This is a genomic window from Acinetobacter boissieri, assembly GCF_900096955.1.
GTDB classification, from domain to species: Bacteria; Pseudomonadota; Gammaproteobacteria; order Pseudomonadales; family Moraxellaceae; genus Acinetobacter; species Acinetobacter boissieri.
In genome coordinates, this window is sequence record NZ_FMYL01000001.1 from 83,655 (window position 1) to 97,759 (window position 14,105).

The 14,105-nt window shown below is 39.5% G+C and carries 12 protein-coding genes; 5 read left to right on the forward strand and 7 right to left on the reverse strand.

Going from position 1 to position 14,105, the window contains the following annotated elements:
• Positions 1 to 57: 57 nt before the first annotated feature.
• Positions 58 to 912: a glutamate racemase gene (murI, locus tag BLS38_RS00425; RefSeq protein ID WP_092746362.1), complete on the reverse strand. Its 855-nt coding sequence runs from the start codon at positions 910 to 912 to the stop codon at positions 58 to 60.
• Between the two features lie 47 nt (positions 913 to 959).
• Positions 960 to 1,571: a DUF1285 domain-containing protein gene (locus BLS38_RS00430; RefSeq protein ID WP_092746363.1), complete on the reverse strand. Its 612-nt coding sequence runs from the start codon at positions 1,569 to 1,571 to the stop codon at positions 960 to 962.
• Between the two features lie 167 nt (positions 1,572 to 1,738).
• Here BLS38_RS00430 and BLS38_RS00435 point away from each other — a divergent pair, with 167 nt between their 5' ends.
• Positions 1,739 to 3,451, forward strand: coding sequence for an electron transfer flavoprotein-ubiquinone oxidoreductase (locus BLS38_RS00435; RefSeq protein WP_092746364.1), 1,713 nt, complete (start codon positions 1,739 to 1,741; stop codon positions 3,449 to 3,451).
• A 38-nt stretch (positions 3,452 to 3,489) separates the two neighbouring features.
• Here the strand turns inward: BLS38_RS00435 and tusA are convergent, their stop codons facing one another.
• Complete coding sequence (gene tusA / locus BLS38_RS00440) at positions 3,490 to 3,750, reverse strand: sulfurtransferase TusA (RefSeq protein ID WP_092746365.1); 261 nt, start codon at positions 3,748 to 3,750, stop codon at positions 3,490 to 3,492.
• A 171-nt stretch (positions 3,751 to 3,921) separates the two neighbouring features.
• Here tusA and BLS38_RS00445 point away from each other — a divergent pair, with 171 nt between their 5' ends.
• The 4 genes from BLS38_RS00445 (at position 3,922) to BLS38_RS00460 (ending at position 9,556) form a co-directional block, all read left to right on the forward strand.
• The gene (locus BLS38_RS00445) at positions 3,922 to 4,713 is read left to right on the forward strand and encodes a hypothetical protein (RefSeq protein WP_092746366.1); all 792 of its coding nucleotides are present in this window, start codon (positions 3,922 to 3,924) and stop codon (positions 4,711 to 4,713) included.
• Positions 4,714 to 4,882: 169 nt separating this feature from the next.
• On the forward strand, positions 4,883 to 5,722 hold the full coding sequence (locus tag BLS38_RS00450; protein WP_092746367.1) for a CBS domain-containing protein: 840 nt from the start codon (positions 4,883 to 4,885) through the stop codon (positions 5,720 to 5,722).
• Positions 5,719 to 7,257, forward strand: a complete 1,539-nt coding sequence (lnt, locus tag BLS38_RS00455; protein WP_092746368.1) for an apolipoprotein N-acyltransferase — start codon at positions 5,719 to 5,721, stop codon at positions 7,255 to 7,257. The genes BLS38_RS00450 and lnt overlap by 4 nt, the downstream gene beginning before the upstream one ends.
• Positions 7,258 to 7,339: 82 nt before the next feature.
• The gene (locus tag BLS38_RS00460) at positions 7,340 to 9,556 is read left to right on the forward strand and encodes a primosomal protein N' (protein ID WP_092746369.1); all 2,217 of its coding nucleotides are present in this window, start codon (positions 7,340 to 7,342) and stop codon (positions 9,554 to 9,556) included.
• Between the two features lie 16 nt (positions 9,557 to 9,572).
• On the opposite strand, the gene BLS38_RS00465 is transcribed toward BLS38_RS00460, so the two are convergent.
• The 4 genes from BLS38_RS00465 to BLS38_RS00480 form a co-directional block, all read right to left on the reverse strand.
• On the reverse strand, positions 9,573 to 10,787 hold the full coding sequence (locus tag BLS38_RS00465) for a multidrug effflux MFS transporter (protein WP_092746370.1): 1,215 nt from the start codon (positions 10,785 to 10,787) through the stop codon (positions 9,573 to 9,575).
• 118 nt (positions 10,788 to 10,905) lie between these two features.
• The gene (locus BLS38_RS00470; RefSeq protein WP_092746371.1) at positions 10,906 to 12,042 is read right to left on the reverse strand and encodes a cupin domain-containing carboxymuconolactone decarboxylase family protein; all 1,137 of its coding nucleotides are present in this window, start codon (positions 12,040 to 12,042) and stop codon (positions 10,906 to 10,908) included.
• A 72-nt stretch (positions 12,043 to 12,114) separates the two neighbouring features.
• The gene (locus tag BLS38_RS00475; RefSeq protein ID WP_092746372.1) at positions 12,115 to 13,164 is read right to left on the reverse strand and encodes an alpha/beta hydrolase; all 1,050 of its coding nucleotides are present in this window, start codon (positions 13,162 to 13,164) and stop codon (positions 12,115 to 12,117) included.
• A 24-nt stretch (positions 13,165 to 13,188) separates the two neighbouring features.
• Positions 13,189 to 14,040: an aldo/keto reductase gene (locus BLS38_RS00480; protein ID WP_092746373.1), complete on the reverse strand. Its 852-nt coding sequence runs from the start codon at positions 14,038 to 14,040 to the stop codon at positions 13,189 to 13,191.
• Between the last annotated feature and the right edge of the window lie 65 nt (positions 14,041 to 14,105).

The following is a 14,105-nucleotide window of genomic DNA, read 5'->3' on the forward strand; positions in this document are numbered from 1 at the left end:
ATTGATACCATTTATAATCATTAAATCTATTGATTAAAAATAAATAAGCAGATGTACTCAATATGCAGTAAATTGTGCAATTTTCCAAGTCACTTGTGGAGATAATAATTGTTTTAATAAAGTATCTGTTTGTATTGTATATCCACCTGTAAAATAGCAACTTACAGTAGGTTGACTACCCATTTTTGGCAAAGCATTCAATTGCTGATGTGCCAAAACACGACCCACTTGCCGTGCTACGGCTTGACCAGAATCTACAATGGTCATTTGATCAGCAAAAACATAACCAATACTTTGCTTTAAAAAAGGATAATGCGTACAGCCGAGTACCAAATAATCAGCACCACTAGACACAATAGGACTTAGTATCTGCTGAAGCAATTGCTGTGTTTCAACAGTATGTTGCTTACCCTCCTCTACAATAGGCACAAGCGCTAAAGATGTTACAGCAATCACCTCTACGCCTTGAGGTTTTGCAAAATACTCAATTACATCTTTAATCAATTGCCCACGAAAAGTTGCAGGCGTAGCAAGCACAGCTACTTTTTTTGTTTGCGTATTTAAAACTGCAGGTTTAAGCGCAGGTACCAGCCCAATAATTGGGAAATACTCACCATATTTTTGTCGTAAGAAATCTAAACTAAATGCAGAAGCTGTATTACATGCCACCACTACAATCTTACAGCCTTTTCGGTATAACCATTCCACAGCTATAGCAGTTAACGCGCGAATTTCTTCATCTGTTTTTGCACCATACGGTACATTTGCGGTATCTGCCAAATAAATAATTTGCTCATCAGGTAAATGTTGGCAAATTTCGTGCACCACAGATAACCCACCGACTCCTGAGTCAAACACCCCAATGGGTGCTTGCAGTGAGGTAGATGCGAAAACAGGAAGAACACTGTTCATAGTTAGTCAATAAAATAGCTGAAGCAAGATATGCTAAATATTAAACCTCACGCCGTTAAATGCAAACAAAAATCACCACTTTGTAATGCCAATATAGTTTCACCTGCTTGATTTTGATCTAGCTCACCGTAATCAATCAAATGTAGAAAAATAGGCCGTGGAATTAATGCATGCAACCCATAACGCACCCAAATATAAGGGCGGTCTTCCCCTTCATAAGCTCGCATAAAGACAAAATGATTGGCATCTAATAATACGCAGTCGCCATCAGTAGTATAAAAATACAAAAAGGACTGATGGTTTCGCTCAATTTTCTCTACCCTCTCAATCTGTAATGGCGCATCTTGTACGTGTATCGCAATCTTTTCGGTGGGTGTTTTTAAAAAATACTGTGCGCCTTCTTTGCATAAAATGCGTGAGAACTGGCGTACCAAAGCATCACGATGAATCTGCTGACCTTCATGCCACCATGTCCCATTGGCGTGAATACATAAATCCATTTCACCACAAAACTTGGGTTGCCATGTATCTAGTGGTGGAATATCTGTATGTGCTAAAATTAAGCCCAAATTTGGGTCACGCGTTGCTATTTGCACCAATTTATTTGCTGTATGTGCATTTTTTTTACACAAATCAGGGCAAAAATCGTCATTTACCATCGCTTTTATGCCTCATTTGACAGAAAATATAGAGCTATGTTTTACCGCCATAGTAACCCAAAATGACCCTAAGCATATACAGTGGTCAAGGCGCTATGCAAAACACTCATGGCAGCGCCATAATTGAATAATTTGGTGGCCACCCTTAAACATATGAGGAGTCCTACATGGAACACATCGAACGTGAATCGATGGAGTTTGACGTTGTTATTGTTGGTGCAGGTCCTGCGGGGCTATCTGCAGCCATTAAAATTCGTCAGCTAGCAATTGAAAACGATTTGTCTGATTTAAGCGTATGTGTCGTAGAAAAAGGCTCTGAAGTGGGGGCACACATTTTATCTGGTGCAGTACTTGAACCTCGTGCATTAGACGAACTTTTCCCAAACTGGAAAGAAGAAGGCGCTCCACTTCACGTTCCTGTGAAAGAAGACAAAACCTATTTCTTAATGTCTGAAACAAAACATCAAGAAGCACCACACTGGATGGTTCCTAAAACCATGCACAATAATGGGAACTATGTCGTTTCACTCGGTAATGTTGTTCGCTGGTTAGGTGAACAGGCCGAAGCCTTAGAGGTTGCTGTTTTTCCAGGGTTTGCTGCTTCTGATATTTTATATCATACAGATGGTACAGTAAAAGGGATTCAAACCGGCGACATGGGCGTGGGTAAAGATGGTGAACCCACAACAAACTTTACCCCTGGCTATGAACTCCATGCCAAATACACATTATTTGCAGAAGGATGCCGTGGTAGCTTAGGCAAACAAGTCATTGAAAAATTTAAATTAGATAAAAATGCCGACCCACAGCATTACGGCATTGGTATTAAAGAACTCTGGGATATCGACCCTGCAAAACATCAAGAAGGGTTAGTCATGCACGGTGCGGGTTGGCCGTTGGCTGAAACTGCGTCGTCTGGCGGTTGGTGGTTATATCACGCAGAAAATAACCAAGTGACTTTAGGTATGATCATTGATTTATCCTACCAAAACCCACACATGTATCCATTTATGGAAATGCAACGCTGGAAAACGCACCCACTCATTAAACAATTTTTAGAGGGCGGAAAGCGCGTGTCTTATGGAGCGCGTGCTGTCGTCAAAGGTGGATTCAATGCCCTACCAAAACTCACATTTGCAGGCGGTTGCCTGATTGGTGATGATGCAGGTTTTCTTAACTTTGCAAAAATAAAAGGCTCACATACTGCCATGAAATCAGGCATGCTGTGTGCTGAAGCTGTGTTTGAAGCAATTGCTCAAGGTGTGGCTAAAGGCGGTGAACTTGCCATTGCACGGGTCACCGAAGGTGAAGATCACTTCATTAAAGAAACTGTTACCTATACAGAAAAGTTCGATCAAAGTTGGCTGAAAGAAGAGCTGTATAATAGCCGTAACTTTGGTCCTGCCATGCATAAATTTGGTACATTTTTGGGTGGTGCATTTAACTTTATCGACCAAAATGTCTTTAAAGTGCCATTTACTTTACACGACCGTATCGAAGACTTTTCTGCACTTAAAACCACAGATGCTGTCAACTTTAAACCCAACTATCCAAAAGCAGATGGTGTATTCACATTTGATCGCTTGTCATCAGTATTTATTTCAAACACGGTGCACGAAGAAAATCAACCCTCACATTTAAAATTGACAGATGCAAATATTCCTGTAGCCGTGAATTTACCAAAGTGGGACGAACCTGCACAGCGTTACTGCCCTGCGGGGGTATATGAAATTGTGGAAGAAGCCAATCAAGCACCACGTTTTCAAATTAATGCAGCCAACTGTGTCCACTGTAAAACCTGTGACATTAAAGACCCATCACAAAACATTACTTGGGTTACCCCTGAGGGTGGCGGTGGGCCAAACTATCCAAATATGTAATTCAATATATCGGCCATAATCATTTTATGGCCGATTTTTTATCTACCCTTTTTAACCAAATAGCGGTAGAGCTTTTTTTGTTGCTCTGACTCTGTTTGCTCTTGCAACAAGAGTTCATGACTCATGTGTACACAAAAACGTGGAATATCCCAAGACGTTGAGGGATCTGTAGCAATCACTTCTACCACGTCTCCAACGTTTAGCTTTCGAATGGCTTGTCTGAGCATCATAATAGGATCAGGGCAATATAACCCTTTGGTATCTAATTGAACATGCACTGTTATTGCCGAATCAGACATCGCTTTCTCTTGACCACGTAAATAAAATATTTTATCACAAAGCTCAAAGCATCATTATGTCAACAAAAATAACTTAATATCACCAAATTTAAATAAAAATAAACACAGTTCACATTTTTTAAACATAACTAGATTATAATAACATTTTAAATAATAAAATTAAGCCAAATTATGAACAATACGGTAAAGAACGATCAAAATTTTACAACCCCACAACCCATAGGTAAATATGACAATGATATTGATGCATTAAAATATATCGTACAATATGGAGTAGGCATTGAACGTACCGATGCTGCACTTGATATTATGCTAGATAAAGTTTCAGGAAAACTTCCATATGGTGCAGACTCAAGCGAGTTTTCAACACGTAAACGATTGGTTTTATTGCAATTACGTGGTGACTTCGTATATGCAGCACTTATAGTTTTTATTTGTAGCATATTAACTCTATTTAGCATTGGATTCGTTGTATATAGTGAATGGTATTTTGGAATTGCTACAGTCTTCTTTTCATCTCTGATTTATTTTAATTTTAAAAGATTTTCACGATCAAAAGCCCTTTATAGCGCAATTAAACCCTTACAACAAACTGTACCAGATATTGAAAAAACACATATAATCGTGAATGAAGCTGAAATGGCTCAAATGTTTGCTAAGGATCGTTTAAAAACCAGACTCATCAGTATTGTCATGATGATCCTATGCGGTGGCCTATGTTACTCAATTTACTATGGAACTAGCGATAGAATACCTAGAATTTCACTCCTACTTCCATGTGGATTTATGATGTTTTTAGGTACCTTTATTACAGGCATAAATAAGCCAGAGTTATTTCACCGCCGTGGCTATGCTCAAGCACGTTGGAAAGATCTCCCAATCATCTTAAAAATCTGTACTGTTTTAGGTGTAATTGCATCTATAGCTAGCTTAGCATGGGTCAAAGGATTGTTGGTCTTTTAAACAGATGACTCAACTACCCTACAACGACATTAAAGCTAAGATTATTTAGGCATGTGACCATTTGTTATTTTTACAGATTTAACATGGTTTTGTTAATGCATCTGCCATTTTTCTTCGGTATGATGACGACTCTACAGATAAAAAAATACACCTCTTATTAGGAAGGATCATGCACGAGGAATCAGGCCCATCGTGGGGCATGCGTGGCTTAAGAAAATGGTTAGGTACTGCACCAGAAACCAGAGATGAATTACTCAAATTAGTCCAAGACTCTAAACGTTTTTTAGAACCAGATACCGTAGCAATGCTTGAAGGCGTACTTGACCTTCCTGCTACCAAAATTCGTGAGGTCATGACCCCACGTACAGCAATGGTTAGCTTACAAGAAAATGACCAATTGCTTGATATTTTGCCGATTCTTACAGAATCTGCACATTCTCGCTTTCCTGTATTTTGTGAAAATCACCCAGACACGGTGGTTGGTGTGTTACTAGCAAAAGACCTTTTACCATTTTTGTCCGAACCTACTGCAAAAGTCGATATTTCTGCACTCATTCGTCAGCCACTATTTATTCCGGAAAGTGCTCGCTCTGACCAAGTTTTGCGTATGCTTAAAAATACACAAACCCACATAGCTATTGTCATCGATGAGCACGGGGCAACCTCAGGTTTAGTGACACTCGAAGATATTTTGGAAGAAATTGTGGGTGAAATTGAAGATGAGCATGACGATGCAAATGAAGAAAGTCAGCTCATTTTACCCGATCCAAAACATAATGATAAACCTGCATGGATTGTACAAGCACTCACTCCTATTGAATATTTCAACACCACATTAGATGCAAAATTTTCAGATGATGAAGTTGAAACAGTCGCAGGATTATTACTCCAAGAAATTGGCCTCGTAAATGACTTACAAGGCCAAGTCATTGAGCTTGAAGACTGGACATTCACAATTGTCACAGCAGATGCACGTACCATTCAACTCATTCGAGCCGTGCGCCAATGAGCCTGAAGGACATCAATTTACAAAAAATGCCACTTGCTTTGCTCTGTTTCATTACACTGATAGCAGGTGCGGCATTTAGCTTTTCGCTTGCACCATATGGTTATTGGTGGTTAGCACTTCTTTCACCAGCACTACTGTATGCTTGCTTGCATGAGCGCAGTGCACCACAAGCCTTTATTTTAGGTTGGTGTTACGGCATTGGTTTATGGTTTGTTGGTGCATTTTGGTTATATACCTCTATACATGAATATGGTGACACCAATTCAGCTGTTTCTGTATTGTTGATTGGCCTACTCGCCATCATCATGGGCTTATTTAGCGCAATCTCTACTTGGATTTATAGACGTTTTTTCCCTGAAACACCACTTACATTTACGCCTATTTGGATTTTATTTGAATGGCTAAAAACATGGCTATTTACAGGGTTTCCATGGCTATTTGTCGGCTATGCATTTACTCAAGCTTATCTTGATGCATATGCACCACTTTTTGGTATCTTTGGCGTATCATTTGTTGCCGTGCTCATTGCTACTGCTTGCGTAGAAATGATCAAAAAACGCTTCTTTTGGGTCATTCCCATCGTACTCATACTCGTTGGAGCATGGGGAGCTAACCTACTCAACTTTGTGACGCCTAAAAATGAAAAGCCACTGTCAGTGTCTTTAATACAGGGCAATATTCCACAAGACTTAAAATGGCAAGAAGCCTACCAGTACAAAACTTTAGATATTTACAGTGCCTTAAGTGCATCTGAATGGGGTCGTGATTTAGTCCTTTGGCCTGAATCATCTATTCCTATGTTACAAACATCGGTACAACCTTTCATAGATGAAGTCAGTGAACATGCCAAGCTGACTGGCTCTGCATGGGGTGTTGGTATGCTATATTACGATGTAAGCGCATCCGAACATGCTAACAAATGGTTGCTTTACAATGCGCTTATGCTCTCCGGCAAAGATGCTTCTGGCTTGTATAAAAAGCAACGACTTGTACCTTTTGGTGAATACGTACCCTTTGCAGGGCTACTGAAATGGGTATTGCCAGCTTTACAAAATGATCCAAGCGGTGGTGGTCTTTCAGCAGGTCAAGCACCTCAACCACATTTGAGTATTAAACAACATGCTCTCGGCGTTGCAATTTGCTATGAAGTTGCTTACCCCAACTTAACCCGATTAAATGCGATTGGTAGCGACTATATGACTACCATTTCTAACGATGCGTGGTTTACAGGCACAGCAGGACCTTGGCAACACCTACAAATGGTACAAATGCGTGCCAAAGAAAATGGCCGTTGGTTCATGCGAGCAACAAATACAGGTGTCACAGCATTTATCAATGAGCATGGTCAAATTGTCGCTCAAGCTCCACAAGATCAAGCTTTAGTCTTACGCCACGATGTCCCCGCATTTACAGGACAAACGTTGTATAGTCGTTTAGGTGACTATCCTGTCTTAGTATTTTCAGCCATTTTATTATTATTGGGATGGCGTTATCGCCCACGTACGATCGATGTGTCTTTTAAATCAAGACGTTAATCTATGGCTGAATGGCTTGAGCTCCACACTCAGCCATTTCAGTTAAAATATAAAATAAAACACGCTTTTGGTTGACCCAAACATGAATAACCCACTGCCTTTTCGTATTCGTGTTGCTGTACCTGTACCCATTCACGAATGTTTTGATTACGAAGTGTCTGCACAGCAATATTCAGATATTCAGGCAGGCATACGGGTGACTGTGCCTTTTGGTCGCCAAACTTGTGTAGCGATTGTGGTTGAAAAAATTGCACCAGATACCCCTCAGTCTACACAGTTTAAACTCAAGAAAATTATACAAGTACTCGATGAACAACCTTTAATTGACCAGCATATTTTAAAATTACTCACTTGGTCAGCACAGTATTATATATATCCGCTTGGTGAAGTCATACAAAGTGCCCTACCCACACGCCTCAGACAAGGCCACAGCTACGACTGCATTACAACCCAATGGCAATTGACCACATCCCCCCTTGAAGATACGCTCAAACAACTCAAACGATCAGAGAAACAACGCCTCGCCTTTGAATACTTACAAGCACACCCACACGGCGTACTCGAAAGTGAACTAAACTTACAAGGAATTAGCACTACAACGCTTAAAGCATTAGAAAAAAAACAACTCTTAGAGCAACATGAAGTACCCATTGATTTTAGTCCTAAAAAAACCGCTTTAGCAGAAAATGAACTCAATGCGAATATTGAACAACAACAAGCACTTGATCAGATTTTACCTTTACTACACAATTATGCAGGTTATTTGCTTGATGGAATTACAGGCAGTGGAAAAACAGAAGTCTACCTTCAAGTCATGTGGCAAGTATTAAAACAAAATAAACAAGTCTTGGTTTTAGTGCCTGAAATTGGTCTTACCCCGCAAACGATTGCCAGATTTAGAGCACGATTTGACTGCCATATCGCGCTATTACACTCCGGAATGAATGACAGCAAGCGACTACACGCATGGCAACAGGCTCAAACAGGGCAAGCAAGTATTATTTTAGGTACACGCTCAGCGTTATATACCCCCATCCCAAACTTAGGGCTGATTATTTTAGACGAAGAACATGATCTATCTTTTAAACAACAAGAGGGCTTTCGCTACCATGCAAGAGATGTCGCACTATATAGAGGCTATTTAGCAAAATGCCCCGTCATTTTAGGCTCTGCTACCCCAAGCATAGATAGCTTTGCTTTAGTCAAACAAGGCAAGCTCAAACACCTGATGCTCAACCAAAGAGCAGGGCACGCTCGTATGCCCCAAATGCATATTTTGGACTTAAAAATAGCACCCAAACAGCATGGTTTGAGTCTAATACTCATTGAAAAAATTAAAGCCACCTTACAACAAGGTCAGCAAGTTTTGGTTTTTCTAAATCGGCGTGGTTATGCACCAGTTCTGATGTGTGAGTCATGTGCATGGCAAGCCAACTGCCCACGCTGTGATGCACATTTTACCCTGCATACCCAGCCTTATCAGCATTTGCATTGCCACCACTGTGGGTTAATACAAACACTACCAAAACAATGCCCCGCATGCCAGCACCCCACATTAAAACCCATTGGGTTAGGTACGGTTAAAGTAGAGGAAGGCTTAAAAGCACTTTTTCCTGACCATGATGTGTTACGTGTAGATAAAGACAGTACACGACATGTAGGTAGTTTAGAAAAAATATATGCACAGATTCATGCAGAAAAACCTCTTATTTTACTCGGCACGCAAATGCTTGCCAAAGGCCACCATTTTCCACATGTCAGTTTAGTCGCAATTTTAGACATAGATGCAGGACTACTCAGTGTTGACTTTCGTGCCCCTGAGCGCACTGCACAGCTCATTACTCAAGTGGCAGGACGTGCAGGACGTGGTGACTATCGCGGCGAAGTGATCTTACAAACGCTTAGACCAGAACACCCCATACTACACACGCTACTTGAACACGGTTATCGTACTTTTGCCGAGCAGACTTTAAAAGAACGAGAAACAGCCTGTTTACCACCCTATCGCTACAGCATTTTAATCCGCAGTGATGCCAAAAATGAACAACACAACCTAGATTTTCTTACACAATCTGCAAAACAATTAATAGAAGATGCTCAACAAAGTATAGATGTGTGGGGGCCAATCCCAGCGCCCATGCAACGTAAAGCAGGAAAATATCATGCGCATATGCTGTTGCTTGCCAATAATAGAGTACTGTTACACCACTATGTACAACATTGGTGGAAACAGGTACGTTCCTTTGCACCTTCAGACATTCGGCTATCTATAGATATAGATCCACAAGAATTCGGTTGATCCTATTTACTCAATTTTAACAGACGTCTTGCTTACCAACTGGAATCAGTACCATTAAAGCACTCAAGAGCGTAAATACTGTCATCACCACAACCATCACATGAGGTGTACCGTCAGAGAACCATGCCAAAAGTAATGAAGAAATAATACCGCTACCATACTGTAATGCACCAATTAATGCCGAAGCAGAACCGGCAACCTCAGGAACACCATCTAATGCAGACGCTGTTGAATTTGCAGCAATAATGCCATTCATCGAAAAAAATATAAAAATCATCGCAATAACACTATAAATACCACCTATATTTAAATACAGCAAACCGCATAAAAGCAGTAATGAAACGGTGGCAATCATCGTAGTTACTTTTAGTAAACTCTCAAGTGAAAAGGTATTGACGAGCTTACGGTTAATAAAACTTATCCCCATAATCCCCACAATATTTAAAGCAAATAACCAACCATAGTGCTGAGCATCTATACCGTAATATGAAATATAAACAAAAGGAGAACCCACAATAAAAGTGTATGCAGCAACATAAAAAAATGCCACACACAAGCTATAGCGCATAAATTGCCAAGTGCCTAACAACCTACCGTAATTTTTAAAGATATGAATTAAAGATCTTTTTGCTCTTTTTTCTACTTGATGTGTTTCTGGTATAAAAAAAATACATATAAACATCAAAGCACCGATTAAGCTGAGCAGCCAAAAAATACTGTGCCAAGAACTAAACTGTATAATTTGCCCACCTAATAGCGGGCCAATAATTGGAGCAATTGCCATAATAATGGTGAGTAATGACAACTTTTGAGCGGCTTGTTTTTGGCTATATAAATCACGAATCATTGCTCGTGCCAACATCGGGCCAGTGCACGCACCAAAAGCTTGAAAAACACGCCAAAAGACAATTTGTTCAATCGTTTGTGACAATGCACATCCCACTGAACCGACTAAAAATAAAATCATACCAATAAATAACGGCGTTTTTCTACCGACCCGATCACTAATCGGCCCCCAAACCAATTGAGCAACAGCGAAGCCAATCAAAAACCCAGTAACTGTAAGTTCAATATTACCCTGTAGCTGATGAGCCATTTGAGGCATGGCAGGTAAATAAATATCTGTTGAAAGCGATGTAAAAGCCATCAACGCACCAAGTATTGCCATAAAAACCCAACTGGTTGTTTTTATGGTGGCAGGTGCTTTGTTTTGTAACTTTAAAATAGACATTTAAGCACTCAATTAAAATTTAATAGGTCATAGGTATACTCATATACTTAATTAGATTTTTACTTATACACAAGAAAATTGACCTACTTATCCAAACTATTACATTGATATATAACAACTAAAAAGCCAATTGTTTCAGCACATAATCTGCATTCTCTATTTGCTCTTTTTCTAATACCTGTTGCAAATTCACCATGACCTTATGCATTTGTGTAGCATCAACACCAAGGTTTCTAATAATTCGAAGATGTGAACGTAATTGAGGATTTACATCCCCCAATGCAACAAGCGTTGTGACTACAATTAACTCTCGGTCTAGCGAAGATAAATTATCTCGACTAAATAAGTAACCAAATAAATATGATTTTAAAGCATAATCCATCGTAGGTGAAAAGTTATCAAATAGTGGAGCTACGCTATTGGCCCGATCTGTATTATTTAAATCAGCCAAAGTCTCTGTGCCTAATTGATAATAATTGGTACTACTCGGTAAACTTTTGGGTTGTACACCTTGTTCGTCTAAAATACCTTGTTGACGGCGCATTTCAATCAGTGCTTTAAAAACTAACATTCCTTTCAAAGCTCGGGGGAAACCAATATAAGCAGCTTGATGTGCAAAAAACTCGTTAATTTGATTAATAGTTAACCCGCTTTCTAACCCTTGAATAAGTAATTTTTTTAAATTTTCTGGCTCGCCTTTAACATTGGAAGCCGCTATTAAGATTAACCTAAATTGCTGATCTGTTAACTGCACAGACGAACTTTTATTCAATTTCACATCTGTTCTGTGCGTATCTTCTAGACTTACTTTTTCGAGCCAAATTACACTTTTACCTTGAGTGACAGGTGTGATTGCAATATGAGACATAGGACTATACTGGCTTGCACCATGCCAATGTTTTACATTAGGTGGGCACCAAACAATATCTCCTGCTTTGATCGTCTGTATTGGTTTACCCCACTCTTGAGTTCGTCCCTCACCTTCAGTCACAATAAGATATTGACCCTGTGGATGAATATGCCAGTTTGTTATGCTATTGGCATTAAAATTTACAATGGCAGGGGCAACATCGCCACCAGATGGCATCATCGGAAAGCGAGAAAAGTGAGCGGGATTAGAAAAGTTGACGACTGATGTTTCAGTCACTAACTCCTCTGAACGTGTGATTTTTTGTTCCTCTATTTTATCAGACGACCAAGCCATCATAGATAGAGAACTCATAAATACAAATGTACCCAATTGATTTTTTTTCATTGTCTCATTCCTATCCCCAAACTAAGGACATTGAGATATTTTAAAATGCTTTATCAATGTCCTCACATCCGCTTATTTCAACTTACTTCCGTAAAAACTAGTCAGCTGATCGATTGCCTGTTTGACATATTCAGGCTTCCAATACGTTTCTATATGCGTTGCATTAGGAATTAAAAATAATTTTTTATCTTGTGTACCTGTTGCTTTCTTAAATGCATCTTCTGTCATATACAAAGTATCTGCTTTATCTCCCGCCATCATCAACAAAGGCTGATTAATTAAATCAATATGATCTGTGGCATCCCATCGCATTAAATCAAGCAAACTGCTCATCGTATATTTTGCAGTAGAATTAGGGTGAGCATGTGATTTGGTATAGTACTCGTACCCTTGGCGATATAAATCAAAAGGAAGTTTCGCCACTTGTTCATCAGTCAGCTGAGTATCACCAATATAGGTGATTTTGCCTGTGCTCACTTGCTCTTCTCTAGCATCAGAAGCCTGTTTTAAACGTTGCTGTACTGTACTTAACTGAGAGTCCATGAACCCATTACGGCGTACGCGTCCAGAATTAAACATACTCAGTGTTGCAATCACTTTAAAACGCTTATCTGTTTCTGCAGCCGCCAAAGAGTATCCACCACCGCCACAAATACCAAGTAACCCAATTCGATGAGCATCTACACCTTGATACTGACTAATAAAATCTGCCATACCATGAATATCTTCAATCCGATGAGATGGTTGATCTGTATTTCTTGGCTCTCCACCACTCGCACCTTGATATGCAGCATCTGCAGTGATTGTAATGTAGCCTTTTTCAGCCAATTTTTGCGCGTACAGACCAGAAACTTGCTCTTTCACTCCACCATTTGGATGTGCAATAACAATGGCTGGATATTTTTGTGATGGATTATAGTTTGCAGGAGTGTATACATTGGCCGCAATTTTCAAACCATTCAGTGAGTATGTCACAGGATGAATATTAACCTGACCACTTATATTTTGAGTCAATGCATCGCCATACACTAAACCAAAAGGATTATTTTTTGGGTTATCTGCAAAACTTGCACTCGAAGCAGTTAATACAGCAGACATTAAAATCGTATTTAATCGTTTCATTCATATTCCCCTTATTAAAAGTATTTACACATCAATTTTACGGTTGGCTAACCACTCAATCATTGCGGGATCTCTATGAGAAAAGAACATACTTGTAGCGGTATCCATCGCTGAAATCAAAGTCATTTCTTTTTCTGACAATTCAAAATCAAAGATATGAATATTTTCTTCTAAACGTGCTTTACGTACAGATTTTGCTAAGGAAATAATATTGCGCTGGAAAATCCAACGTAAGACAACCTGACCAACTGATTTACCATGTTGCTTAGCAATTTCTAATAAGATGGGCTGATGAAATAAATTGTTTTTTCCTTCAGCAAAAGGGGCCCATGCTTCAGGTTGAATATCATGAGACTGCATCCAAGGTACAGCTTGCAATTGTTGATTAAATGGGTTCACTTCAACTTGATTAACAGCGGGTTTAACTTGATTAAATGCCATTAAATCTGCCAATCGATCAGGATGAAAATTACTCACACCAATTGCACGTATCTTACCATCGGCATATAATTCTTCCATTGCACGCCATGCACCATGTACATCACCAATTGGTTGATGTATAAGATATAAGTCAACATAGTCAAGTTGTAAACGATTCAAAGAACGCTCAAATTGTGCTTTTGTGCCTTCGTAATTGGCATCTTGCAACCACAGTTTTGTGGTGACAAAAAGTTCATTTCGGTCAATTGTGCTTTCACGTATTGCCTGACCTACTTGTGTTTCATTTTGATAAGATGCCGCAGTATCAATCAGTCGATATCCTGCATCAATGGCATGTAATACGGCTTGCTCACACTCTACAGGATCATTCATTTGAAATACCCCAAATCCAACCAGTGGCATTTCAACATCGTTATTTAACTTAACGGTTTTCATGGTTACTCCCATAATATCGGTATAAAACATTTGCTAAAATGAAATATACTCCGATGGGACCATAG